This is a genomic window from Bradyrhizobium arachidis (genome assembly GCF_024758505.1).
Lineage (GTDB): Bacteria > Pseudomonadota > Alphaproteobacteria > Rhizobiales > Xanthobacteraceae > Bradyrhizobium > Bradyrhizobium manausense_C.
The window spans coordinates 192607-217853 of the sequence record NZ_CP077970.1 but is presented as its reverse complement, the minus strand read 5'-3'; the positions used below and the strand labels follow the sequence as shown (position 1 = coordinate 217853).

26 protein-coding genes are annotated in these 25247 nt (G+C 65.2%); 15 read left to right on the top strand and 11 right to left on the bottom strand.

Features of this window, described 5'->3' with window-relative positions:
- Window positions 1-87 precede the first annotated feature (87 nt).
- From KUF59_RS01055 to dnaK, 8 genes are all read right to left on the bottom strand, one after another.
- The gene (locus KUF59_RS01055) at window positions 88-711 is read right to left on the bottom strand and encodes a 2,3-bisphosphoglycerate-dependent phosphoglycerate mutase (RefSeq protein ID WP_212456340.1); all 624 of its coding nucleotides are present in this window, start codon (window positions 709-711) and stop codon (window positions 88-90) included.
- A 101-nt stretch (window positions 712-812) separates the two neighbouring features.
- A complete protein-coding gene (dapB, locus tag KUF59_RS01050) occupies window positions 813-1628 on the bottom strand; it encodes a 4-hydroxy-tetrahydrodipicolinate reductase (protein WP_212456341.1) in 816 nt (271 codons plus the stop codon).
- Window positions 1629-1890: 262 nt separating this feature from the next.
- Window positions 1891-2196 (bottom strand): DUF1330 domain-containing protein, encoded by a 306-nt coding sequence (locus KUF59_RS01045; RefSeq protein WP_212456342.1) that lies wholly within the window; start codon window positions 2194-2196, stop codon window positions 1891-1893.
- A 28-nt stretch (window positions 2197-2224) separates the two neighbouring features.
- Entirely contained in the window at window positions 2225-2935 is a 711-nt protein-coding gene (gene pyrF / locus KUF59_RS01040; protein ID WP_212456343.1) for an orotidine-5'-phosphate decarboxylase, read from the bottom strand.
- A 6-nt stretch (window positions 2936-2941) separates the two neighbouring features.
- Complete coding sequence (locus KUF59_RS01035; RefSeq protein WP_212456344.1) at window positions 2942-3520, bottom strand: NADPH-dependent FMN reductase; 579 nt, start codon at window positions 3518-3520, stop codon at window positions 2942-2944.
- 59 nt (window positions 3521-3579) lie between these two features.
- Window positions 3580-4179 carry a class I SAM-dependent methyltransferase gene (locus tag KUF59_RS01030; RefSeq protein WP_212456345.1) on the bottom strand — a complete coding sequence of 200 codons (600 nt, stop codon included), beginning with the start codon at window positions 4177-4179 and terminating at the stop codon, window positions 3580-3582.
- An 89-nt stretch (window positions 4180-4268) separates the two neighbouring features.
- Window positions 4269-5405 (bottom strand): molecular chaperone DnaJ, encoded by a 1137-nt coding sequence (gene dnaJ / locus KUF59_RS01025; RefSeq protein ID WP_212456346.1) that lies wholly within the window; start codon window positions 5403-5405, stop codon window positions 4269-4271.
- A gap of 242 nt (window positions 5406-5647) precedes the next feature.
- A complete protein-coding gene (gene dnaK, locus KUF59_RS01020; RefSeq protein WP_212456347.1) occupies window positions 5648-7549 on the bottom strand; it encodes a molecular chaperone DnaK in 1902 nt (633 codons plus the stop codon).
- Window positions 7550-7954: 405 nt separating this feature from the next.
- Here dnaK and KUF59_RS01015 point away from each other — a divergent pair, with 405 nt between their 5' ends.
- Together KUF59_RS01015 and pncA are read left to right on the top strand one after the other, a co-directional pair.
- On the top strand, window positions 7955-8905 hold the full coding sequence (locus KUF59_RS01015; RefSeq protein WP_212456348.1) for a hypothetical protein: 951 nt from the start codon (window positions 7955-7957) through the stop codon (window positions 8903-8905).
- A gap of 189 nt (window positions 8906-9094) precedes the next feature.
- A complete protein-coding gene (gene pncA / locus KUF59_RS01010; RefSeq protein ID WP_212456349.1) occupies window positions 9095-9817 on the top strand; it encodes a bifunctional nicotinamidase/pyrazinamidase in 723 nt (240 codons plus the stop codon).
- Between the two features lie 27 nt (window positions 9818-9844).
- Here pncA and grpE read toward each other — a convergent pair whose 3' ends face one another.
- Both grpE and hrcA read right to left on the bottom strand, forming a co-directional pair.
- Complete coding sequence (gene grpE / locus KUF59_RS01005) at window positions 9845-10459, bottom strand: nucleotide exchange factor GrpE (protein ID WP_212403204.1); 615 nt, start codon at window positions 10457-10459, stop codon at window positions 9845-9847.
- Window positions 10460-10555: 96 nt separating this feature from the next.
- Window positions 10556-11644: a heat-inducible transcriptional repressor HrcA gene (hrcA, locus tag KUF59_RS01000; protein ID WP_212456350.1), complete on the bottom strand. Its 1089-nt coding sequence runs from the start codon at window positions 11642-11644 to the stop codon at window positions 10556-10558.
- A 150-nt stretch (window positions 11645-11794) separates the two neighbouring features.
- On the opposite strand from hrcA, the gene rph reads away from it, so the two are divergent.
- The 5 genes from rph to KUF59_RS00975 all read left to right on the top strand — a co-directional run bounded on the left by rph (window position 11795) and on the right by KUF59_RS00975 (window position 16339).
- The gene (rph, locus tag KUF59_RS00995) at window positions 11795-12508 is read left to right on the top strand and encodes a ribonuclease PH (RefSeq protein ID WP_212456351.1); all 714 of its coding nucleotides are present in this window, start codon (window positions 11795-11797) and stop codon (window positions 12506-12508) included.
- 10 nt (window positions 12509-12518) lie between these two features.
- Entirely contained in the window at window positions 12519-13154 is a 636-nt protein-coding gene (gene rdgB, locus KUF59_RS00990) for an RdgB/HAM1 family non-canonical purine NTP pyrophosphatase (RefSeq protein ID WP_212456352.1), read from the top strand.
- Window positions 13141-14298 (top strand): radical SAM family heme chaperone HemW, encoded by a 1158-nt coding sequence (hemW, locus tag KUF59_RS00985; protein WP_212456353.1) that lies wholly within the window; start codon window positions 13141-13143, stop codon window positions 14296-14298. The genes rdgB and hemW overlap by 14 nt, the downstream gene beginning before the upstream one ends.
- Before the next feature lie 95 nt (window positions 14299-14393).
- Complete coding sequence (locus KUF59_RS00980) at window positions 14394-15497, top strand: aminotransferase class I/II-fold pyridoxal phosphate-dependent enzyme (protein ID WP_212456354.1); 1104 nt, start codon at window positions 14394-14396, stop codon at window positions 15495-15497.
- Window positions 15494-16339: a hypothetical protein gene (locus KUF59_RS00975; RefSeq protein ID WP_258768088.1), complete on the top strand. Its 846-nt coding sequence runs from the start codon at window positions 15494-15496 to the stop codon at window positions 16337-16339. The genes KUF59_RS00980 and KUF59_RS00975 overlap by 4 nt, the downstream gene beginning before the upstream one ends.
- A 9-nt stretch (window positions 16340-16348) precedes the next feature.
- On the opposite strand, the gene KUF59_RS00970 is transcribed toward KUF59_RS00975, so the two are convergent.
- Entirely contained in the window at window positions 16349-17581 is a 1233-nt protein-coding gene (locus KUF59_RS00970) for a penicillin-binding protein activator (RefSeq protein ID WP_212456356.1), read from the bottom strand.
- A gap of 233 nt (window positions 17582-17814) precedes the next feature.
- Here KUF59_RS00970 and rsmI point away from each other — a divergent pair, with 233 nt between their 5' ends.
- From rsmI to KUF59_RS00930, 8 genes are all read left to right on the top strand, one after another.
- Window positions 17815-18768, top strand: a complete 954-nt coding sequence (gene rsmI / locus KUF59_RS00965; RefSeq protein ID WP_212456357.1) for a 16S rRNA (cytidine(1402)-2'-O)-methyltransferase — start codon at window positions 17815-17817, stop codon at window positions 18766-18768.
- Window positions 18755-19177 carry a YraN family protein gene (locus KUF59_RS00960; protein ID WP_212456358.1) on the top strand — a complete coding sequence of 141 codons (423 nt, stop codon included), beginning with the start codon at window positions 18755-18757 and terminating at the stop codon, window positions 19175-19177. The genes rsmI and KUF59_RS00960 overlap by 14 nt, the downstream gene beginning before the upstream one ends.
- 10 nt (window positions 19178-19187) lie before the next feature.
- The gene (gene gshB / locus KUF59_RS00955; RefSeq protein ID WP_212456359.1) at window positions 19188-20132 is read left to right on the top strand and encodes a glutathione synthase; all 945 of its coding nucleotides are present in this window, start codon (window positions 19188-19190) and stop codon (window positions 20130-20132) included.
- Window positions 20133-20136: 4 nt separating this feature from the next.
- Window positions 20137-20514: an Ig-like domain-containing protein gene (locus tag KUF59_RS00950; protein ID WP_212456360.1), complete on the top strand. Its 378-nt coding sequence runs from the start codon at window positions 20137-20139 to the stop codon at window positions 20512-20514.
- A 315-nt stretch (window positions 20515-20829) separates the two neighbouring features.
- Entirely contained in the window at window positions 20830-21642 is an 813-nt protein-coding gene (cpaB, locus tag KUF59_RS00945) for a Flp pilus assembly protein CpaB (RefSeq protein ID WP_212456361.1), read from the top strand.
- A gap of 86 nt (window positions 21643-21728) precedes the next feature.
- Window positions 21729-23177 carry a type II and III secretion system protein family protein gene (locus KUF59_RS00940; RefSeq protein WP_249140071.1) on the top strand — a complete coding sequence of 483 codons (1449 nt, stop codon included), beginning with the start codon at window positions 21729-21731 and terminating at the stop codon, window positions 23175-23177.
- A gap of 32 nt (window positions 23178-23209) precedes the next feature.
- Complete coding sequence (locus tag KUF59_RS00935) at window positions 23210-23944, top strand: CpaD family pilus assembly protein (protein WP_212456362.1); 735 nt, start codon at window positions 23210-23212, stop codon at window positions 23942-23944.
- Window positions 23941-25233 (top strand): CpaE/TadZ family protein, encoded by a 1293-nt coding sequence (locus tag KUF59_RS00930; protein WP_212456363.1) that lies wholly within the window; start codon window positions 23941-23943, stop codon window positions 25231-25233. Before KUF59_RS00935 ends, KUF59_RS00930 begins: the two co-directional genes overlap by 4 nt.
- The last annotated feature ends 14 nt before the right edge of the window (window positions 25234-25247 follow it).

Below are 25247 nucleotides of genomic sequence, written 5' to 3'. Positions count from 1 at the left end.
CGCTGGCGTAACCCACCTCTTCGGTTTCCGCGGTGACAGAAGTGGTGGGTTACGCTGCGCTAACCCACCCTACAATTTCGCGGCAATTCAGCCCGCCAGATCCAGCTTCGACGCCACGGTCGAATCCGCGTTGAGGCGATAGATGATCGGCACGCCGGTGGCGAGCTCGCGCTTCAAGATGCCTTCGGGCGACAGCTTCTCCAGCACCATGATCAGCGCGCGCAGCGAGTTGCCGTGGGCGGCGACCAGCGTGCGCTTGCCGTTGAGCACGCCGGGCAAGATCTCCTGCACGTAATAGGGCAGCGCGCGCGCCAGCGTATCCTTCAGGCTTTCGCCGCCGGGCGGCGGCACATCGTAGGAGCGGCGCCAGACATGCACCTGGTCCTCGCCCCATTTCTTGCGCGCGTCGTCCTTGTTGAGCCCGGACAGATCGCCGTAGTCGCGCTCATTGAGCGCGAGATCCTTCGACGTCGGCAGGCCGGTCTGGCCGAGCTCGGTGAGGATCAAATCGAGCGTGTGCTGGGCGCGCGTCAGTACCGAGGTGAACGCGACGTCGAACACGAGCTCTTGCGCCTTGAGCTTGCGACCGGCCTCCTTGGCTTCCGCAATACCCTGCTCGGTGAGATCGGGATCCTTCCAGCCGGTGAAGAGGTTTTTCAGATTCCATTCGCTCTGGCCGTGGCGCACGAGCACGAGAAGACGTTCGCTCATTCCTGCTTTCCGTTTAGGTTATTGGTTGAGCATGATCTTGTCGGAAGACCGCTTCGCACTTTGCGCCAACGCGGCCGGGTCCGGATCATGCTTTGATACGTTCAGATGTCGGCGAGGCCGAGCACATCGGCCATCGAGTAATGCCCCGGGCTCTTGCCGTGCGCCCAGAGCGCGGCCTTCAGCGCGCCATGGGCGAACAGTATGCGGTCCTCGGCATGATGCGACAGCGTCAGGCGCTCGAAGGGACCGAGAAAGCTCACGCTGTGATCGCCGGCCGCGGTGCCGCCGCGCAAGGAGGCGAAACCGATGTCGCCGCTGCGACGTGCGCCGGTGATGCCGTCGCGGCCGCGCGCCGAATGCTGGTCGAGCGCAACGCCGCGGCCGGCCGCCGCCGCCTGGCCCAGCATCAGCGCGGTGCCTGAGGGCGCATCGACCTTCATGCGGTGATGCGTCTCGACGATCTCGATATCGAAGGTCTCGTCGAGTGCCTTGGCCACGCGCTTGACGACCGCGGCGAGCAGATTGACGCCGAGGCTCATATTGCCTGACTGCACCACCACGGCGCGGTTGGTGACGCTCTTGATCACGGCGTTGTCGGACGCTGAGAGGCCGGTCGTGCCGACAACATGAACGAGGCCGCGCTCGGCCGCGATCGCGACATTGGCGATCGTAGCGGCCGGCACGGTGAAATCGAGGATGCCGTCGGCATCCTTCGACATCGCCCAGAGATCGGCCGAGAGCTGGATGCCGTTGGCCGGGAGCCCTGCCAGCACGCCGGCGTCCTTGCCGAGCAGCGCCGAGCCCGGCGCCTCCAGCGCGCCGGCCAGCACCGCGCCTTTGCTCTCGGAAATCGCACGCGTCAGCGCCCGGCCCATCCGGCCGCCGGCTCCTGCAACAATCAAGCGCATGTCGGACATGGTGAGATCCTCTTCACGGCCGTTGTAGCGGGGGGACGCAGTTCCGGCAACCGAGGGGCACGCGGGCGCTCGCTACCCTCCCCTGGAGGGGGAGGGTCGATCGCGCGAAGCGCGAGCGGGGTGGGGTGACGGTCTCTCCCCGATGAACACTGTCCGTGTTGAGAGATCACCCCACCCCGTCACGCAATCTCGCTTTGCTCGATCGTGTGCCGACCCTCCCCCTCCAGGGGAGGGTAAGACGGCATCTGTCGTCGCTCTGGCCCTACGGCTGCGGGCCGTCATAGCCCTCGATGACGATGAGGTCGGCGATCGAGTGCGGCTGGCGGACCTTGATATTGGCCTGATATTCCGGCGAGTTGTAGCAGGCGAGCGCGGCCTCGTAGTCCGGGAATTCGATCACGACGTTGCGCGCACGGCTCTGGCCTTCGACGCCGGTGAACTTGCCGCCGCGAACGACGTAGCGGCCGCCGAACTTCTTGAAGATCGCGAGATTGGCCGCCGCATAGGGCTTGTAGCCATCGTCATTGTGAACGTCGACGCGTCCGATCCAGTAGCCTTTTGCAGCCATTCTCGTTCTCCCTTTCTTGTTCTGCTGTTCAGCCCAGTGCCTGTGCGATCTCGGCCTGGATGGCCTCGGCCACTGCCTTCGGATCGGCGGCTTCGACCACCGGCCGTCCGACGACGAGATAGTCGGCGCCCGCGGCGATCGCCCGGCCCGGCGTCATGATGCGCTTCTGGTCCCCGGTCGCGGATCCCGCCGGCCGGATGCCGGGGGTAACGAGCTCCATCTGATGCCCGACGATCTTGCGCAGATTGCCGACTTCCTCCGGCGAGCAGACGATCCCATCGACGCCAAGCACCTGCGCCTGCTGCGCGCGCGCCTCGACCAGTTCCGACACACCGATCCGGTAGCCGGCCGCGTGCAGATCGTCATCGTTGTAGGATGTCAGCACCGTCACGGCCAGAATCCTCAGGCGCGACCCTGCGCGCCCCTCGACGGCGGCCTTCATGGTTTGCGGATAGGCATGCACGGTGACGAAGGTCGCACCCGACTTGGCGATGCTCTCGACACCGCGCGCAACCGTGTTGCCGATGTCGTGCATCTTGAGGTCGGCAAAAACCTTCTTGCCCTTATCAGCAAGCTTGCCGATCAGCGGCAGGCCGCCGGCATAGGCGAGCTGATAGCCGATCTTGTAGAAGGTGACGCTGTCGCCGAGCTGGTCGATCATCGCCTCCGCTGCGGCAGGACTCGGCAAATCGAGCGCGACGATCAGGCGGTCCTTGGGGGCGATTTCGGCTTGCGTCATGTCACCTCACATCATGCGTTGGGAAACGTCGATCAACTGCCGCACCAGCTCCTTCAGCGCGTCGATATCGCTCTCGTTCTTCAGCCTGTCCATATCGTCATAGGCCTCGTTGGCAAAGGAGAGCGCGAGCTGGCTGGCAATTACATTGGCGTGGCAGGACGTCAGGATCAGCCGCAGCGCCATCAGCGCGCGGCTGCCGCCGAGCCGGCTCTGCGATGCGCCGGCGAGCGCAAAAGCGCGATTGCGAAACACCTCGCCGCGCGTCTCATGCGGATCCTGCACGCGGCTGACCCAGTCGATCGCGTTCTTGAGCAGCGGCGGGACGGAGGCGTTGTATTCCGGCGTCACGATCAGCACGCCGTGATGGCTGCCGATCATGCGCTTGAGATTGACGGCGTGCTTCGGCACGCCGGATTTCACCTGGAGGTCGCCGTCATAGATGGGCAGCGGAAAATCAGCGAGCGAGATGCGGGTGACGTCGACACCGGCCTGGGCGAATTCATAAGCGGCAACGGCCGCCAGCTTCGCATTATGCGAGCCGGTGCGCAGCGAGCCGGGAATGACCAGGATCTTTGGTGCGGGCATCCAAATCAACGCGTTCGGCGAAAACAACTCCCGCCGCGCGAAGAACGAAGCCGGCGGAATTAGTCCTTGCGATACACCCAGACGCGGGCGGGCGGAAGGTTCATCCAGATCCGCTCCGACGCCTCTGTGGACACGCCAGGCAGTGATTTCGGGATCGGCGGCGCCACCGAATAGGTGAACTGCACGAAAGGCGCGCCGGGCGCGAGCGCGGTGAAGGCGTCGCGGATCAGCCTCAGGCGCGTCAGCATCGGTTTGGTGACCAGCGGCAGGCCGGAAACGACGGCGGACGCGGGCGCGCCCAGGACGTTCCGGAGCGTATCGCGCAAACGATAGGCATCGCCCTGCACGACCCTGGCCCGCGGATAGCGGTCTCGCAGCAGCGCGCAGAAGCCTGGATTATATTCGACGAGAACGAGACGCTTCTGATCGACGCCACGCTCGACCAGAGCGGAGGTGATGGCGCCCGTTCCGGGCCCGAGCTCGACCACCGGCGCATCGGAATCGACATCGACATAATGCGCCATGGTCCGCGCGAGCAGCTTGCCCGACGGCATTACCGCGCCCATGTGGAGCGGCTTTTCTATCCATGAGCGGAGAAACCGAACCTCGTCGTCAAGACGAGGTTTCTTCGACGCACGCACGGACGATTGCAATGGCATGTCAGGACCGGACGGGACCCGCGTCGCCGCGGCGTGTCAGAAAATGGTCATAAAGACCTATAGGCGACAGACGATACGGTCAAGCCGGGTCAGGACGCCCGATTGCCGAAGAAATCCTTGACCTTGGAGAAAAAGCCCGCCGATTCCGGTTGCGTGGCGCCGGAGGACAATTTCTCGAACTCCGCGAGCAGTTCCTGTTGCTTCTTCGTGAGATTTTGGGGCGTTTCGACCGCGACCTGGACGTACATGTCGCCCATCTGGCGCGAACGGAGCACCGGCATGCCTTTTGATGCAATGCGAAATCGACGACCGGACTGGGTCCCGGCGGGGACTTTCACCTTGGTCTTGCCCTTGTCGATGGTCGGGACCTCGAATTCGCCGCCGAGCGCGGCCGTCACCATCGAGATCGGCACCCGGCAATGCAGGTCGGCGCCGTCGCGTTGGAAGAATTGGTGCTGGGCGAGCGACAGGAAGATGTAGAGGTCGCCGGACGGGCCGCCACGCACGCCGGCCTCGCCTTCGCCAGCGAGCCTGATCCGCGTGCCATCCTCGACGCCCTGCGGAATGTTGACCGACAGCGTCCGCTCCCGCGTGACCCGGCCCTGGCCCGAGCAGGACGGGCAGGCATCCTCGATCATCTGGCCGCGGCCCTGACAGCCGGGGCAGGTCCGCTCCAGCGTGAAGAAGCCCTGCGACTGCCGCACGCGCCCGGCGCCGCCGCAGGTCGAGCAGGTCTTCGGCTTGGTGCCGGCCTTGGCGCCGGTGCCCGAGCAGGCCTCGCAGGTGACCGAAACGGGAATCTCGATCTGCGCGGTCTTGCCGCCAAAGGCTTCCTCGAGTGTGATCTCCATGTTGTAGCGCAGATCCGCGCCGCGCTCGCGGCCGCCACGGCCACGCTGCTGTCCGGCCATGCCGAACAGATCCTCGAAAATATCGGAGAAGGACGACGCAAAGCCCGCGCCAAAGCCTGCACCGCCGCCGCCGAACCCGCCGCCCTGCTCGAACGCCGCATGTCCGTAGCGGTCGTAGGCGGCGCGCTTGTCCTTGTCCTTCAGGACCTCATAGGCCTCGTTGATTTCCTTGAAGCGGACTTCGCTGGTGTCATCCCCCGGATTGCGGTCGGGATGGAACTTCATCGCCAGCTTGCGGAACGATGATTTCAGGACGGAATCGTCGGCAGAGCGTTCGACTTCGAGGGTTTCGTAATAGCAGCGCTTGGTGGACATGTCGGACTCGGTCTATCCAATCGCGATTCAAGTCGGAGCGAAACGTCGCCACGCGACGATATAAGCAGCCTTCGGCCTGGCGGCAGAGGGCAGCACGGCGGCGTTCAGCATAACAATCGGGAATTGATTGATCGTAACGGGGAGATGCCCCGTCGAGCCCGACACGAAGGCCTCCCCCCTGAGGGGGGAGGCCGACTGTACGTGTGGGGTCCAAGCCGTCCGCATCATGACCCTCTAAGGGCTCAGGCGGACTTCTTGTTGTTCTTGTCGTCGTCGACCTCGGTGAACTCCGCGTCGACGACGTCGTCCTTGGCAGCATCCTTCTTGGCGTCAGCCTCGGCCTGCTGCTTGTACATGGCCTCGCCGAGCTTCATCGAAGCCTGGGCCAGCGTGTTGGTCTTGGCCTTGATCGCCTCGGCATCGTCGCCCTTCAGCGCTTCCTTGAGGTCGCTGACGGCATCCTCGATGGCGCGGCGCTCGGTCTCGGCGACCTTCGAACCGTGCTCGGCAAGCGCCTTCTCGGTCGAATGCACCAGGCCGTCCGCTTCGTTCTTGGCCATAACCGCCTCGCGGCGCTTCTTGTCCGCCTCGGCATTGGCCTCGGCGTCCTTGACCATCTTCTCGATGTCGGCCTCGGACAGACCGCCGGACGCCTGAATCCGGATCTGCTGCTCCTTGCCGGTCGCCTTGTCCTTGGCGGACACGTTGACGATGCCGTTGGCGTCGATGTCGAAGGTCACCTCGATCTGCGGCATGCCGCGTGGGGCCGGCGGAATGCCCATCAGGTCGAACTGGCCGAGCATCTTGTTGTCGGCCGCCATTTCACGCTCGCCCTGGAAGACGCGGATGGTGACCGCGTTCTGGTTGTCCTCGGCGGTCGAGAACACCTGGCTCTTCTTGGTCGGGATCGTGGTATTGCGGTCGATGATGCGGGTGAACACGCCGCCCAGCGTCTCGATGCCCAGCGACAGCGGGGTCACGTCGAGCAGCAGCACGTCCTTGACGTCGCCCTGGAGCACACCGGCCTGGATCGCGGCACCGATCGCGACGACTTCGTCGGGATTGACACCCTTGTGCGGCTCCTTGCCGAACAGTTGCTTCACGACTTCCTGAACCTTCGGCATGCGCGACATGCCGCCGACCAGCACCACTTCGCCGATCTCACCGGCGGTGACGCCGGCATCCTTCAGCGCCTTGCGGCAGGGCTCGACGGTCTTCTGGATGAGGTCGTCGACCAGCGCCTCGAACTTGGCGCGGGTGAGTTTCATCGTCAGATGCTTCGGCCCGGTCTGGTCCGCCGTGATGAAGGGCAGGTTGATCTCGGTCTGCGTCGTCGACGACAGCTCGATCTTGGCCTTCTCAGCGGCTTCCTTCAGGCGCTGCAAGGCGAGCTTGTCGTTGCGCAGGTTGATGCCCTGCTCCTTCTGGAACTCGTCAGCGAGATAGCCGACCAGGCGCATGTCAAAATCTTCGCCGCCGAGGAAGGTGTCGCCATTGGTCGACTTCACCTCGAACACGCCGTCGCCGATTTCGAGGATCGAGATATCGAACGTGCCGCCGCCGAGGTCGTACACAGCGATCGTGCCGGTCTTGGTCTTGTCCAGACCATAGGCGAGCGCGGCCGCGGTCGGTTCGTTGATGATGCGCAGCACTTCGAGGCCCGCGATCTTGCCGGCGTCCTTGGTCGCCTGGCGCTGGGCGTCGTTGAAGTATGCGGGAACGGTGATGACCGCCTGATCGACCTTCTGGCCGAGATGGGCTTCCGCGGTCTCCTTCATCTTCTGCAAGATGAACGCAGAGACCTGCGAGGGCGAGTAGGTCTGGCCGTCGGCCTCGACCCAGGCGTCGCCGTTGGAAGCCTTCACGATCTTGTAGGGAACGAGCTTCTTGTCCTTCTCGACCATCGGGTCGTCGTAGCGGCGGCCAATGAGGCGCTTTACTGCGAAGAAGGTGCGCTCGGGATTGGTGACGGCCTGGCGCTTGGCGGGCTGGCCGACGAGGCGTTCGCCGTCATCCGTGACAGCGACGATCGAAGGCGTCGTGCGCATGCCCTCGGAATTCTCAATGACTTTGGCGTTTTTGCCATCCATTACGGCGACGCACGAATTCGTGGTGCCGAGGTCGATCCCAATGACCTTTCCCATGGTCCTGATATCCTTGTTTTTACGGCAGGTTGGTTGGGCCCAGAAGGCACCCGATCCAAACCCCCTAAGATCAAACATCCGCGATATTGCGATGGTTGACGCTCATATAGGAGGGGGGGACCTGCCCGCAAGGACCGAAACCACGTTTCGGCCGTGAAAACATTGGGTTTTGGAAGATCATATCGGGCTACCCGGTCCCGCATAGGCCCCTTGCAGGTGAGGGTTTGTTAACGGGTTGCGGACCACCCGGCCGGCCCGGCCCCGATGGTCCCGACCCTGTTGCGGGAGGGCCAAACCCGCTAAAAGGCGGGGCGAACGGATTGACCCCTCCGCGGCGCCCAGCGCGACAAAGGGGCCCGGTGGCCGTCCATCGAACGGCCTCAATGTGAACCAAGTAGAGTCTTCATGAAGCCCATTCGCCTGCTGACCGCGCTCGCCCTGTTCGTCATCTCCGCCGTTCCGGCGATCAATTCGGCCTTGGCCGCCGACCCGGTCTTCCCGCCGGGCGCACGCCTCGGAATGGTCCCGCTGATCGGCCTGAACCCGGCAAAATCCTTTCCGGGATTCGAGAGCGACGACCAGAGCGTGAAGGTGCTGGTCACCGAACTGCCGGCAGACGCCTATGGCGAGGTCGCGAACGCCTTCAAGGCCAATCCCACAGGCCCCGCCGGCGTCAAGCCGGACAAGATCGAGACCTCCGCAGGCCTTGCCTATTTCACCGTCGAGACCGCCAAGAACGGTGCTGATACCGTGAAGCGCTATTCGATGATCGTGCCGGGCCAGGGTTTCTCCGGCTATGTCGCGGTGCAGATCCCGGAGAACGCCGCCAAGATCTACACCGACGAGGCGGTGCGGCAGATGTTTGCCACCGCCGTCACGCGCAAGGAGGTGCCGGTCGACGAGCAGCTTGCGCAGATGCCGTTCAAGATCTCCGATCTCGCCAACTTCAAGAACGTGCGCATGCTCGCGCCCGGCTCCAGCATCGTGCTGGCCGACGGCGACGCGACCACCGGCTTTGAATCCAAGCCGTTCATGATCATCGGCCTGATCGGCTCCACGCCGCAGAACCCGGACGATCGCGCCCGCTTTGCGCAGGAGGCCGCGCAGCAGATTCCGGGCGTGCGCGAGGCGCGCGTCACCATGTCGGAGCCGATCCGCATCAGCGGCACGCCGGGTTTTGAGACCCGGATCGACGGCGTCAGCGGCAAGGACAAGACCGCGGTGACTGTCGTGCAGTGGATCCGCTTCGGCGGCGGCACCTCGCTGCGCATCATCGCCAGCGCCCCGCGCGACCAGTGGTCCGACGCCTTCACCCGTTTCCGCGCGGTGCGCGACGGCATCCAGCCGAAGGGCTAGCAAAAATCGTAGCGCGACGACCGGGCAACCTACTCGGTATCGTCCCGGCGGAGGCCGGGACGACGGGGATTTGTTGGGCCAGCAAGCCTACACGCTGACCAGCGCCCGGCCGCATTTTCGGGCTTTTGTTTGTACACAAATGGAACTACGCTCCCTCCCCGTCGGGTTCATCTTGGAGGGAGACGGACTATGCTTGATCGACGGAAGGTGGTTTTCGGACTTTCAACTGCAACGCTCGCAACGCTCGTTCCTACCTCGCTCTGGGCGGCGGCATCCATCAAGCCGGACGAGACGTCCGCGCTGCTCGTGATCGACGTGCAAAACTGCTTCCTGCCCGGCGGCAGCCTCGCCGTGAAGGAAGGCGAGCAGGTGGTGCCGGTCATCAACAAGATGGCCAAGGCGTTCGCGAATGTGGTGATGACGCAGGACTGGCACACGCCGGGCCATATTTCGTTCGCGTCGGTCCATTCCGGCAAGAAGCCGTTCGAGACCGTCGATCTTCCCTACGGCAAGCAGGTGCTGTGGCCCGACCATTGCGTGCAGGGCACCGACGGCGCTTCGCTGTCGAAGGATCTTGCGATCCCGCATGCCGAGCTCATCATCCGCAAGGGTTTTCACAAGGACGTCGACAGCTATTCGGCGTTCGTCGAAGCCGACGGCAAGACTTCGACCGGCCTCGCCGGCTATCTCAAGGGTCGCAAGATCAAGCGCGTCTTCGTTGCGGGCTTGGCCACGGACTTCTGCGTCGCCTGGACCGCGCTCGACGCGCGCAAGGCCGGCTTCGAGACCTATGTGGTGGAAGACGCCTGCCGCGGCATCGACACGCAGGGCTCGCTTGCGAAGGCCTGGGCCGATATGGCCAAGGCCGGCGTCAAGCGGATTCAGTCCGGCGATATCGCGGTGAGCGCGTAAGTCGCGCGCGACGCGGAACGGCGCGGCTTACGCCGCGCTGTTCGGCTCGTTGGTGTTGGCAGCTGGTGCGGCCTTGGCGCCGCCCTTGGACACGCCGACCAGTGCCGGGCGCAGCACGCGCTCGCCGATCAGATAGCCGGCCTGCACGACCTGCACCACGGTGCCCGACGGTACCGAGGCATCGGGCACTTCGAACATCGCCTGCTGGAAGTTCGGATCGAACTTCTGTCCCTGCGGATCGAACTTCTTCACGCCATGCTTTTCCAGCGCGTTGAGCAGCGAGCGTTCGGTCAGCTCCACGCCCTCGATCAGCGCCGTCAGGCCGGGATCAGCGGCGGCACGCGCCTCGGCCGGAACGGCGTCGAGCGCACGCTGCAGATTGTCGGCAATGTCGAGCACGTCGCGGGCAAAGCCAGTGATGCCGTAGAGCCTGGCGTCGGCGACTTCCTTCGTGGTCCGCTTGCGCAGGTTTTCCATCTCGGCGAGCGTCCGCAGCATCCGGTCGCGCGCGTCAGCCGCTTCCTTCTGCAACAGCTCGACAGAACCGGGCTCGGGATCGTCGGGCATCACGTAAGGCTTTGACACCACGGGCTCGCCGGTCGCCGCGGTCGTGTCTTCGGGTTGCCGGTCTCGATCGGTCATCGGCTGCTTCTCAGTCTCAGTTAGGGGAGTTTCTGGCCGGGATATCGTGCTTTGCGGCGCGAAAATCAAGCGCCCGTGATCGGCGAAAAACGCGCCTCAGCCGCCCAGCAGGCGGCTGACGATGCGGGCGGCATAGTCCACGGTGGGGATCACGCGGGCATAATTCAGCCGTGTCGGGCCGATCACGCCCAAAACGCCGACGATGTGGCCGGCGGCATCCCGATAGGGCGAGATGATCGTGGAGGAGCCGGACAGCGAGAACAGCTTGTTCTCCGAACCGATGAAGATCCGCACGCCCTCGGCGTGTTCCGCACGGCCGAGCAGGTCGATCACGCCGCGCTTGGTCTCGAGGTCGTCGAACAACAGGCGCACCCGCTCGAGATCCTCCAGCGCATGCAGGTCTTCGAGCAGATTGGCGTGGCCGCGCACGATGAGCTGGCGGTCCTCGTTCTCGCCGCCGGACCAGCTCGCGATGCCGGCCGAGATCACCTTCTGGGTGAGCTGGTCGAGCTCAGCACGGGCGTGTGTCAGCGCGGTCTCGAGCTCGAGCCGCGCTTCGGCCAGCGTCCGGCCGCGGATCCGCGCATTGAGGAAATTGCCGGCTTCGATCAGGGCTGCGGCGGGAACCCCGGGCGGCAGGGTCAGCACGCGGTTTTCGACCTGGCCGTCCTCGCCGACCAGGATCACCAGCGCCCGCTCCGGTTCCAGGCGGACGAATTCGATGTGCTTGAGCCGGGCATTGGATTTTGGCGTCAGCACCACGGCGGCCGCGCGCGTCAGGCCCGACAGCCGCGTCAGCGCCTCCTCCAGCGCCGCCTCGACCGATTGCGCCTGCCCGACGGAGGACAATTGGCTCTGGATCGCCTGCCGCTCGGCGTCATTGAGGTCGCCGACCTGCATCAGGGCGTCGACGAAGAAGCGCAAGCCGAGTTCCGTCGGCAACCGGCCGGCCGAGGTGTGCGGGGCATAGATCAGGCCGAGCTGCTCCAGATCCGCCATGACGTTGCGGACCGAGGCTGGGGAGAGCGGCACGGCGATCAGCCGCGAAATGTTGCGCGAGCCGACGGGCTCGCCGGTTGCGAGGTAACTCTCGACGATTTGACGAAAGATGTCGCGCGAACGCTCGTTGAGCTGGGCAAGGCCTGCGCGCGACGCGATCAGATGAATCGGATCGTGATGGGCCACAGACGTTAACTCCTCTCAGTTGCTGATAATTTGTCTATCCAAACGCCCTCTGACAAGCGCGCATTTGGGCCGAAAAGGCCTTGCCGCCCACCCTTCCCCCTCCTACAAGCACCGCGAGCAGCATTTTCCCGTGAGTTTTGGAGGTTTCCCATGCGGCCAAGCCGCCGTGCGCCCGACGAATTGCGCCCCGTGACGCTGGAGCGCGGCGTGGTCAAATATGCGGAAGGCTCCTGCCTCGTGAAGTTCGGCGACACCCATGTGCTGGTCACCGCCACGCTGGAAGAGCGCCTGCCGCCATGGCTGAAGGGCCAGGGCCGCGGCTGGGTCACCGCCGAATACGGCATGCTGCCGCGCGCCACCTTGGAGCGCACCCGCCGCGAGGCCTCCGCGGGAAAACAGAGCGGCCGCACCGTCGAGATCCAGCGCCTGATCGGCCGCTCGCTTCGCACCATCGTCGACCTCGAAGCGCTCGGCGAACGCCAGATCACGGTCGATTGCGACGTGCTCCAGGCCGACGGCGGCACCCGCACCGCATCGATCACCGGCGCCTGGGTCGCGCTCGCCGACTGCATCAACTGGATGAAGACGCGCAACATGATCAAGGCCAACGTCATGCGCGACAACGTCGCCGCGATCTCCTGCGGCATTTATCAGGGCACGCCGGTGCTGGACCTCGACTATGCCGAGGATTCCGCAGCCGAGACCGACGCCAATTTCGTCATGACCGGCGACGGCCGCATCATCGAGGTGCAGGGCACCGCGGAACGCGAGCCGTTCACGCAGGACGAGTTCCTCGCGCTGATGGCGCTGGCGCGCAAGGGTGTCGCGCGTCTCGTGGACTTGCAGAAACTTGCGGTGGCATAGTCAATAGGCCATGGCCCGCCGAATCACAGGCAAGCTCGTCATCGCGACCCACAATCCCGGCAAGCTCGCCGAGATGCGGGAGCTGCTGGCACCGCACGGCATCGAAGCGGTCTCGGCCGGCGACCTCGGCCTTGGCGAGCCCGAAGAGACCGGCAACGACTTTCGCAGCAATGCCGAGATCAAGGCGGTCGCCGCGGCGCAAGCCGCGAAGCTGCCGGCCTTTGCCGACGATTCCGGCATCGTGGTCGACGCGCTCGAGGGCGCGCCTGGCATTTTTTCCGCGCGTTGGGCGGGCCCGACCAAGGACTTCACCGCGGCGATGACGCGCATCGAGCGCCTGTTGCAGGAGCGCGGTGCAACCACACCGGACCGCCGAAGAGCGCATTTCGTCTCGGCACTCTGCGTCGCCTGGCCCGACGGTCATCGCGAGGAGGTCGAGGCGCGCGTCGACGGCACACTGGTCTGGCCGCCGCGCGGCACGGCCGGCTTCGGCTACGATCCGATGTTCTTGCCCGACGGTCACGCGCGCACTTTTGGCGAGATGGAAAGCATCGAGAAGCATGGGTTGCCGCCGCTGGGCCTCGGCCTGTCGCATCGCGCCCGCGCCTTCGTGAAACTGGCGGAGATCTGCCTTGAGCCGCGCTGACAAGGACGCTTTCGGCGTCTATGTGCACTGGCCGTTCTGCCTGTCGAAGTGCCCTTACTGCGACTTCAACAGCCATGTCCGCCACGCCGCGATCGACGAGGCACGCTTTGCCAGCGCCTTCGCCCGCGAGATCGAGACCACCGCGCAGCGTGCACCCGGCCGCGAGGTCACCTCGATCTTCCTCGGCGGCGGCACGCCGTCCCTGATGCAGCCCGCAACCGTCGGCGCGGTGCTCGATGCGATCGGCAAGCACTGGCGCGTAGCCGGCGATGTCGAAGTGACACTGGAGGCCAATCCCACCAGTGTGGAAGCCACGCGTTTTGCCGGCTATCGCGCCGCCGGCGTCAATCGTGTCTCGCTCGGCGTCCAGGCGCTCGACGACGCTTCGCTGAAAATGCTGGGCCGGTTGCATAGCGCGCGCGAGGCGCTCGATGCGGTTGCGATCGCACGACGCTCGTTCGACCGCTACTCGTTCGACCTGATCTACGCCCGCCCCGACCAGACGCCGGCGATGTGGAGCGACGAGCTCCGTCACGCCATCGACGAGGCGGCCGAGCATCTGTCGCTCTATCAGCTCACCATCGAAGAAGGCACGCCGTTCTACGGCCTGCACCAGGCCGGCAAGCTGAAGACGCCGGACGAAGGTCTTGCGCGCGTGCTCTACGACGTGACGCAGGAGACCTGCGACAAGCTCGGGCTTCCCGCCTACGAGATCTCCAACCACGCGCGACGCGGTGCCGAATGCCGGCACAATCTCGTCTACTGGCGCGGCGAGGAATATGCCGGCATCGGTCCCGGCGCGCATGGACGGCTCGACATCGACGGCGTGAGGCACGCGACCGCCACCGAGAAGCGCCCCGAGGCCTGGCTGATGCGGGTCGAGAGCAGCGGCCATGGCGTCGTCACCGACGATCTCCTCAACAGCGAAGAACGCGCCGACGAATTTTTGCTGATGGGATTGCGGCTCGCCGAAGGCATCGACCCCAAGCGTTACGCCGCGCTCGCCGGCCGCCCGCTCGATCCCGGCCGCATCGCGCTGCTGCGCGAGGAAGGTGCGATCACGGTGGATGCGGGTGGGCGCCTGCGGGTGACCAGCAGCGGCTTCCCCGTGCTGGACGCCGTGGTGGCGGATCTGGCCGCGTAAAGGCTTTGATAAGCGAACTGCCGGGATTTCCGGCGGTCGACGGCCTGCTGTGCTAGATTGGCTCGCGCGCTATCCTGCCCCGCCTCCGGACGGCCATGAACGAGCGAACCACTCCCCCTGCGATCCATGATCCAGAACTCGACCGGCGCGTGAAGGATGCCGGCGCGAGCAAGACGGTCTACGCGCTCGTCACGCCAGAGACCGAAGCGGCCAAGCACGCCATGCTCGGCAATTGCCTTGCGTCACCGGATGCCGCGCGCCGTCACCATCTCGAGCAATTCCGAGACGCCTGGACCGGCAAGCAGTTTGCGCTTCATGAAGCCTTCCTCGCGCGTTGGATGGCATGGGCGAACCCGGTGGTTGCGATCCAGCCCGCCGGATTTCCCTGGCGCTACCCGACGGCCGGCGGCAGCGAAGCCATATTTCATGTCATCACCGCCTACGGCAACCGCGCGCGAAGCGAGCGATTTGATCCCGAGGTCCACGTCTTCCGTGGCGAGTACGAGGGCTACAAGGCCTATGCCGAGGCATGCGGGATCTCAGTCGTCGAGCATGATCGCGCCGATTGGGAGAAGGTCGGCCGTTCGCTTCCTCCGACCGCGCTGTTCTGTATCAGCCAGCCTTCCGCGATCGACGGCAATGTCTGGCCGCAGGCCAACGCCTTCTTCGATCTGCTCTCAGCCGGCGCCGCAAAACCTCGCCTGCTGCTCGACGTCACCTATGTCGGCAGCATCACTGAGGCGCTCGCATCGCGAATTGCGGCGGACAGTCCCGCTGTGCAAGCCGTTGCGTTCAGCCTCTCAAAGCCGTTCGGGGTCTACTACGACCGCATCGGCGGCATTCTCTGTCGCGAAGCCATGCCATCCCTGTTCGGCAATCAATGGTTCAAGAACCTCACCTCGCTGCAGCTTGGCCTCGCGCTGATCGAGCGCCACGACGTCTTTGATCTGCCGCGGCGCTACAGGAGCGTTCAGCGTGAGGCGGCCGTCCAGGTCGGCCGCCGGCTCGGCATCGCGCTCGAGCCGAGTGACGTGACGATCCTTGCTCAGGCATCGCAGGCGGATACCTCCGATCCCGCGCTTGCCGCCTTCCTGCGGCGACCCGCGAACCATCCGCAGGCCCGCTTGCGCGTTTGTCTCACCCCTGCCATGGCGCAAATGATCGGGACGGCCGGCCCGATCCCCGGAGACGCGTCTTGAAGAATCTCGTCGCCCTGACCCATCCCAAAGACATCCACAGCCATGTGCACGGCTTGTGGCGGTGTGAACCGATCCGCAATTCGCACGCCAATCGCGGCTTCATCCACGACATCGTCGAACAGTTCGCGAGCCTGCCGCGCCTGTTCTGCGACACGACGAATGACCGGCTCGAACGCGCCCATTTTTGCTCGTGGTGGGGTGTGACGATGAACCGGACCTACGACAATCCGGCGATCGAGGATCTCTACCGTCTGCACGAGATGTTTCATTCCGCCTTCATGCCCTACTTTCCGGGCATCGGCTTCGATGCCTTTCACCGCAAGATGGAGGACAACGAGCTGAAGGCGAGCGTCTGTTCGGAGATTCGCGTCTATTTTGAACTGCCGCACCTGCGGGACCTCGCGTTCGAGCATCCGATCTATGCCGACCGCTTCCTGTCCGACGCCGCGATGCAGACGCTCTGGCAGAAGAACAAGCCGGTCGCCATCGAGACGCTGCAGGAAGCGCGCCGCGATGTGATGTTCTCCAAGCCCGAGCATGAGATGGACCTGGCGGAGCGGTGGATTCGGCGCTTTGCCCTGCAAAACCGTCAGTGGTCGACGTGCTGGTACGATCGTTATCTCGAGATCGAACAGCACATGTACGATTTCCAGATTCGCGCCCTGCAGGGCGACCGCTCAGGCGCCATCGCGGAGCACCTTTCCTGGATCGAGACGCAGGCCGGCCAGGACGCCGACGATCATATTCCCTATCGCCAGGAGGCCGCCCTGTTCGCGAACATCTATTGGAGCAATCGGCGCCGCTACGAGGCGCAAGTCCCGGCTGTGGCCAAATCGGGTTAGTTCAGCGGGCTACGCCCCAAAGCTCTTCGGCGAACCCGCGACCGCGACGCCGCCGCCTTGCGCGACCTTCATCACGGCAAGACCGCGCTCATTGGTGCCATCGGCGCGGAAACGGAACAGGCCGTCGATGCCGGCAAACCCTGACGGATTGGTGAGCACGTCGGACGAGAAACGCTGACCGCCCTGCGTGCGTGCGAGCGCCGCGACCAGCGCCACCGCGTCATAGGCGAGCGTCGCCGTGCGCACCGGCTCACCGCCATATTTGGTACGATAGCGGCCGGCAAAGGCGCGGAACCCTGCCGGATCCGGCGCCGCATAGAGACCGCCCTGCAGCGCCGGGCTCGCATAGACGCGCGGATTGTCCCACAGGCCGGTGCCGAGCAACTGGATGTTGCGCAGGTTGGCGCCCGCGGCGGTGAGCGCATCGGCAACCGCGACGACGGAATCGCCGTCATCGGCGATGAACAGCGCATCCGCGCCGCCGAGCTGCTGCGCCACCGTGCGCGCGGCGGTGGCGCGATCGGAGCCATATTTTTCGAACGCGACGAGACGGCCGCCGCGCCGCGGCACCGCCGCCTTGACCGCGGCCTCGACGACATTGCCATAGGCATTGTCCGGCACCAGCGCCGCAAAGGAACGTTTGCCGATGCTGGCGGAGTATTCGACGATGCGGTTGACGTCCGACTCCGGCAGGAAGCTGAGCAGATACACGCCGCGGCCGGCGATGCTGGAATCCGTGGAGAACGCCATCACCGAGACGCCGCGCGCGCGCGTCACCTGCGCGACGGCCGGAACCGACTGCGCGAACAGCGGCCCCAGAACGATCTCGGCGCCCTCCTCGACCGCCTGCTGGGCGCCCTGTTGCGCACCCTGCGGCGTGCCGTTGTCGTCCTTGATCAGGAGCTGGATGTTCGGGTTCTGGAACTCGGCCAGCGCCATCTCGGCGGCGTTGCGCATGGACTGCGCGGCAAGCCCGGCATTGCCGGCGGCTGACAGGGGCAGGATCAGGCCGACCTTGACCCCGCCGGTCCCGGCGACGGCAGCCTGCTGCGGTGGACCGGCGGGTCCGGGCGGAGGCGACGACGAGCTGAACGGGTTGGAGAACTGGCTGAGGCTCTGCTGAACGCCGGCGCAGGCCGACAGCAGCGGCGCGCCAAGCAGAAGGCCAAGCGCGGTCCGGCGGGTCGCCGCCGGCAAGGCGGGACCCGAAGTGGACGATTTGGGATGACGCGGGCCCACCATGGCAGCTCTTCTGGTGACCGACCGGGATCGGTCAGGACTTCCTTCCGCAAATACCGGCAATTGCGGATTCAGGCATAGTGTCGGCGAATAGTTAACCGAAACAAAAGGATAATAGTTGCCTAACGCGGCCGCCAGTTGTCTTGCGTAATTGTTCGCCAGTGTTGCTTTGGCATCAACTGGGCGTTTTCGCCGCGAATATGGCGCAAGCGCCCCTCTCCCTCTAAGTTGACATCATGCGCGCAAAGCCTGCCCCGACAAATACGCCTGAAAGCCTGGCGGAACCCGCTGCGCGGGGTTTTTCCATTGATGCCCACCGCTTTGTGGCGCCGAAGGCGGCGGCAGGCCTCTATCTGGTGGCGACCCCGATCGGCAATCTCGGCGACATCACCCTGCGCGCGCTCCAGACGCTGGCCGGCGTCGATATCATCGCCTGCGAGGACACCCGCATCACCAGGCGGCTGACCGAGCGCTATGCGATATCAGCCCAGCTCAAGCCCTATCACGAGCACAATGCCGAAGCGGCCCGGCCAAAGATCCTGGAGCGGCTTTCGCAAGGCGGCTCGATCGCGCTGGTGTCCGATGCCGGCACGCCGCTGATCTCCGATCCCGGCTTCAAGCTGGTGCGCGAGGTCTCGGCCGCGGGCCATGCGGTGTTCGCCCTGCCCGGCCCCTCCTCGGTGCTTGCGGCGCTCTCGGTCGCGGCCTTGCCGACCGACCGCTTCTTCTTCGAAGGTTTTCTGCCAGCGAAATCGGTCGCGCGCCGTACCCGCCTGTCCGAGCTTGCCCGCATCGACGCGACGCTCGTGATGTTCGAATCCGGCAATCGCGTGCAGGACACCCTGTCCGATCTCGCCGAGATCATGGGCGACCGCGAGGCCGCGATCTGCCGCGAGCTGACCAAGCTGCATGAAGAAATTTCGCGCGCGCCGCTCAGTGAGCTGACACGTGACGCTGCTACGCTGGAAACACGTGGCGAGTTCGTGCTGGTGATCGCGCCGCCTTCTGCCGACAGCCAGGCCATGACGCCGGACGCGCTGGACGACCTCCTGCGCACGCAGCTCGCCACAAACAGCGTCAAGGACGCCGTGGCGCATGCAGTCGAGCTCTCGGGGCGGCCCAGGCGCGAGATCTATGCCCGCGCGCTCGAGCTTGCAAAAGATTTGCGAGGTGACGATGGCCAAGATTAATGGCGTCAAGCCTGATGGCGTGACGCCGGCGGAGCCGAAGGTCGCGTCCCCCGAACGCGTCGCCGCGTTCCGCACCGGCCTCTCCGCCGAAAGCCGTGCCGCCGCCTATCTGATGGCCAAAGGCTACCGCATCCTCGCAAAGCGCTACCGCACGCCGCATGGCGAGATCGACATCGTGGCGCGGCGGCGCAATCTGATCGCCTTCATCGAGGTAAAGGCGCGCGCCAGCCTCGATGACGCCGCCTATGCCGTGACGCCGCGCCAGCAGCAGCGCATCGTCAATGCCGCCCAAGGCTGGCTTGTAACGCATCCCGAGCATGCCGAATTTGAATTGCGATTTGACGCCATGCTGATTGCGCCGCGGCGACTTCCACGCCATGTGTTGGCGGCATTCGACGCCTCGACCTGAAAGGCCGCCCATGAAACTGAACGTCGCCGTCCAGATGGACCCCATCGCCCGCATCAACATCAAGGGCGATTCCACCTTTGCGCTGCTTCTTGAGGCCCAGAAGCGCGGCCACGGGCTGTCCTATTACACCCCCGACAAGCTGTCGCTGGTCGGCGAGGAGCTGGTGGCGCCGGTGCAGCTCCTGACCGTGCGCGACGAGCCCGGCGATCACTTCACGCTCGGCGAGCCCAAGCGCGAGGCGCTGAACGGCTTTGACGTGGTGCTGCTGCGGCAGGACCCGCCGTTCGACCTCGCCTACATCACCTCGACGCATTTTCTCGAGCGCATCCATCCCAAGACGCTTGTCGTCAACGACCCCGCGAGCGTGCGCAACGCGCCGGAAAAATTGTTCGTGATGAATTTTCCGCAGTTGATGCCGCCGACCCTGATCTCGCGCGACCTCGACGAGATCAACGCCTTTCGTGACCGGCACGGCGCCGTCGTGATGAAGCCGTTGCATGGCCATGGCGGCGCCGCGGTGTTCCGCGTGATGCCGCAGGACATGAATTTCGGCTCGCTGTTCGACATGTTCTCGGTGACATTCAAGGAGCCCTGGGTGATCCAGCAGTTCATCCCCGAGGTGAAGCACGGCGACAAGCGCATCATTCTGGTCAACGGCGAGTTCGCGGGCGCCGTCAATCGGGTGCCGGCCGCGGACGATTTGCGCTCCAACATGGTACGCGGCGGTGCCGCGAAGGAGACCGAGCTCACCCCGCGCGAGCGCGAGATCTGTGAGACGGTCGGGCCGGCACTGCGCGAGCACGGCCTGCTGTTCGTCGGCATCGACGTCATCAACGGCAACCTCACCGAGATCAACGTGACCTCGCCGACCGGTATCCGCGCGATTGCAAAGCTCGGCGGACCGGATGTCGCGGCGAAGATCTGGGATGTGATCGAGAAGAAGCGGGCGAAGTAGCACCGTGGCCTTGCGATCCATCCCGCACTTCGTGCTTGCCGCCGGCATCCTGCTCGCCAGCCAGTCGGCCGCCAGCGCCGCCTGCGTCGCCAATTATCGTTTCCACGTCACGTCCGAGGGACCGTGGAACGCCTACGGTGCGATCGGACAGGGCAAGAGCTGCACCGGCAGCTACAAGGCCGGCGGCACCACGGTGTTCAAGCGCCTCTGGCTGGTGAGCGCGCCCGCCCGCGGCAAGATCCAGCTCCACGAAGGCGGCACCTACACTTACACGGCACCGAAGGGCTACACCGGTCCGGACTCCTTCACGCTTCGCGTTTGCGGCAAGGAGCGCAACACCGAGGGCTGTGCCAACATCGTCTACAGCATGACGGTGTCGTAGACGGACGAAGTATTGCGGCGTCGTCATTGCGAGAAGCCCGCGACAAAATTGCGAAGCAATTTTGCGTTGGAGCGACGACAAGCTAACCATGCGTTCACCATGACGCGGCGCCCCGCATCCCTAGCGTGCGTAAATCTACTGACTTATCGCTTTCCGAATAACGCTCCGTTCACCATGCGGCCAAAACCCGCTGCGTGACCGCCCATCACATTCGGGCCTGCAACATCCCTTATACTTTTACTGGCCTACTCATCGTGACGGGGGAACCCGCCACGTTCGTGCGGTTCGCGTACCCGCGTTGAGAGTAGCAAGCGTATGAATACCGCACGCATCGTCGTTCTCGTCATTGCGCTCGGCGCCGGCGGCGTCGCCGCCTATCTCGCCAGCAGTTACGAGAACAAGCCCGCTGTGCCCGCTCCGGTCGTCGAGAAGCTGCCGACGGTCGACGTGCTGGTCGCAAAGAACGACATCGGCCTCGGCCAGCTCGTCAAGCCCGAGGATCTGCTCTGGCAGCCCTGGCCGGCGACGGCCGCGAGCGGCGCCTTCATCCGCCGCGACGGCAGGCCCGATGCGGCAACCCAGATCGCCGGCTCGATCGCGCGCACGCCCTTGATGCAGGGCGAGCCGATCCGCGAGCAGAAGCTCGTGAAGGCGGAAGGCTCCGGCTTCATGGCCGCGATCCTGCCGACCGGTATGCGGGCGATCTCGACCGAAATTTCCGCGGAGACCGGCGCCGGCGGCTTCATCCTGCCGAACGACCGCGTCGACGTCATTTTGACCCGCCGTGAGAAGAACACCGGGCAGAATGCCGCCAATGGAAGCAATGCCCCTGAGCTGGTCTCCTCCGAGGTCATCCTGTCGAACATCCGCGTCCTCGCGATCGACCAGGCGCCAAAGGAGAAGGAAGGCCAGAACGCCGTCATCGGCAAGACGGTGACGCTGGAATTGAAGCCCGAGCAGGCGGAGACGCTCACCCGTGCGCGGCAGTCCGGCAGCCTGGCGCTGGCGCTGCGCAGCATCGTCGACGCCAACGCAACCGACAAGAATTCTGACGAGCAACCCGCCAAGCGCGGGGCGAGCGTGAATGTCGTCCGTTACGGCATTCAGAGCATGTCGTCACAGAAGTGATGGGGATAGTTGAGATGAAGACTGGGGGACATCAGGGCGCGATGCGGATCCGGGGGGATCGCGCGCGCTCATTGTGGACGGGGGCCATGCTGATGCTCGGTGTCGTCGCCGGATCGCCGGCGGCGATCGGTGCCGAAGCAAGCGTCGGCGAACAGACGCCGGCGCAGGCGACTGATCTCGGCCTCTCACCCGTTTCGACCACTGCGTCGGTGCGGACGCGCTTCCTCGCGCTCGGCGTCGGCAAATCCGTCGTCATCGACCTGCCGCGCGACGTCAAGGACGTGCTGGTGGCCGATCCCAAGGTCGCCAATGCCGTGATCCGCTCGGCGCAGCGCGCCTACATCATCGGCGGCGCGGTCGGACAGACCAACGTCGTGTTCTTCGGCGCCGACGGCCAGCAGGTCGCCTCCTACGACATCGCGGTGAAGCGCGATCTCAACGGCGTGCGCGCCGCACTCCGGCAGTCGCTGCCGGGCATTCAGATCGAGGGCGTCGGCGACAGCGTGATGCTGACCGGCTCTGTATCGAGCCCGGTCGAGGCGCAGCAGGCCGGGGACGTCGCGGCAAAGCTCGTCGGCGGTGCCGACAAGGTCGTCAACAACATCATCGTGCGTGGCCGCGACCAGGTGATGCTGAAGGTGGTCGTTGCCGAGGTTCGGCGCGACATCGTCAAGCAGATGGGCATCGACCTCTCTGCCAGCATGAATGCCGGCACGGCGGTGGTGAATTTCAACAACTCCAACCCGTTCACGGCGTCCGGCGTGCCGCTGGTGGCCGGCAACGCGCTGACCGCGTCCGCTGTCGCCAAGGGCCTGCCGACGGTGACCGCGACGATGCGCGCGATGGAAAGCGCGGGCGTGGTGAGGACGCTGGCCGAGCCGAACCTGACCGCGATCTCTGGCGAAGCCGCGACCTTCATCGCGGGCGGCGAATTCCCGATTCCGGCAGGCTATTCCTGCGATCCCACCACCCACGTCTGTACCACGCAGATCTCGTTCAAGAAGTTCGGCATCTCGCTCAACTTCACGCCGGTGGTGCTCAGCGAAGGCCGCATCAGCCTGCGCGTGATGACCGAAGTGTCGGAGCTGTCGAACCAGCACTCGATCACGGTGTCGCAGGCGATCAGCGCGAGCTCGACCAACTCGATCACCATCCCGTCGATCCAGACCCGCCGCGCCGAGACCACGCTGGAGATTCCCTCCGGCGGCTCGATGGCGATGGCCGGCCTGATTCAGCAGCAGACGCGGCAGGCGATCAACGGACTTCCCGGCGTCGACCAGATCCCGATCCTCGGCGCGCTATTCCGCAGCCAGGACTATGTGAACAACGAGACCGAGCTGATGGTGATCGTCACGCCCTATGTCGTGCGCGCGGTGGCGCAGAAGGAGCTGTCGCGTCCCGATGACGGGTTCGCGCCGGCCTCCGATGCGCAGTCGGCCCTGCTCGGCCGCATCAATCGCCTTTACGGCCTTGCCTCACGTCGCGTCGATCCCGTGACCGGGGTCCAGGGCGATTTCGGCTTCATCATCGACTGAGAACGAAGCTTCAACACGAGGGGGATGAAGCGATGACGAATCGACCGGTCGATTACCGCAACAGATTGCGCCTCGCCGGCGTGCTGATGGGGCTCTCCGTCGCGCTTGGCGCCTGCACCTACACCGAGGAGGTCGTCACCCAGTCGGTGCCGACCGATTATCGCCTGCGCCACCCGATCGCGGTGCAGGAAGCCAAGCGCTCGATCGTGATCTTCGTCGGCCAGTCGCGCGGCGGCCTGTCGGCGGCGCAGCACGCCGACGTCACGGGCATCGCACGCGATTGGGTCCGCGAAGGCACCGGGTCCGTCATCGTCGACGTGCCCGTCGATACAGCGAACGCGCGTGCTGCCGCATCGGCCTATCGTGAAATCCGCTCGGTACTCGCCGCCGGCGGCGTGCCGTCCCGCGCGGTCGTCCAGCGCCCCTATCGACCCGAGGATCCCGGCCTGCTGCCGACCATTCGGCTCAGCTATTCCAGGATCGCCGCGGTGGCCGGTCCCTGCGGGCTATGGCCCGAGGACATGGGTCCGTCGATCCTCGACCCCGGCTACAACGAGAACCGACCCTACTTCAATCTCGGCTGTGCCTCGCAGCGCAATCTCGCCGCGATGATCGACAACCCCGCCGATCTCGAGCAGCCGCGGGCTGAAACGCCGGCCTACACCGCGCGGCGTTCCATCGCCTACGACAAGTACCGCAAGGGCGTCTCCACCACGACCACCTATCCCGAAGCCGACAAGGCCAAACTCAGCGACACAGGCAAATGATGAGCGGCCACGACGAAGAAGCCGACGATATCAGGCACCCCGAGGAACACATCGCGCCGGTCCCGCGCATTTCGGTGCAGGCCTATTGCGAGACTGAAAAAACGCTCGCCGCCATCACGGCGGCCGGCGAGGATCGTCGCCTTGCCAAGGCGCATCTGACCGCCAAGGACGGCGGCCTTGCCGCGGCGATCGAAGCCTATGAGACGATGCCGACGCCGAACGTCATCGTGATCGAATCCGACGGCACGCGCGACATCCTCGAAGGCCTCGACGATCTCGCCGGCGTCTGCGATCCGGGCACGCGCGTGGTCGTGATCGGCAATCCCAACGACACGGCGCCCTATCGCGAGCTGGTGCGCCGCGGCGTCAACGACTATGTGGTCGGGCCGGTCGAGACCATCGACGTGGTGCGCTCGATCTGCAGCCTGTTCTCAGCCTCTGAGGCCATCATCACGGGCCGCGTCATCGCAGTGGTCGGCGCCAAGGGCGGCGTCGGCTCGTCGACCGTCGCGCACAATGTCGCCTGGACGATCGCGCGCGACCTCTCGCTCGATTCGGTCGTGATCGATCTCGACCTCGCCTTCGGCACCGCCGGCCTCGACTACAACCAGGATCCGCTGCAAGGCATCGCCAATGCCGTGCTGTCGCAGGATCGGCCGGACACCGCGCTGCTGGAGCGCCTGCTCGCCAAATGCACCGATCGCCTCAGTCTGCTCGCGGCGCCCGCGACGCTCGACCGCGTCTATGATTTCGGCGCCGAAGCGTTCGACGCCGTGTTCGACACGCTGCGCATGACGACGCCCTGCATCGTGCTCGACGTGCCCCATCAATGGTCGGCATGGACGCGGCGCGCGCTGGTCAGCGCCGACGACATCTTGATCGTGGCGGAGCCCGATCTCGCGAATCTGCGCAACACCAAGAACATGCTCGGCGTGCTGAAGGCCGCGCGGCCCAACGACCGCCCGCCGCTCTATTGCATCAACCAGGTCGGCATGCACAAGCGCCAGGAGATCGAGGTCAAGGCCTTTGCCAAGACCATGGAGAGCCAGCCGATCGCGGTGATTCCGTTCGATTCAAAGCTGTTCTCGACGGCGGCCAATAACGGCCAGATGATCGCGGAGATCTCCAAGAGCCACCGCATCACCGAGACGTTCCAGGACATCGCCAACCGGCTCGCCGGACGCGGCGAGGTGAGGAAGCCGAAGCGCTCGCTGCTCGGTCCGCTCCTGAAGAAGCTGAAGGCCAGGACCGCACGGCGCGAGAGCGCGCCGCATCGCAAAGCGTCGTAAGCTTCATTTCATGA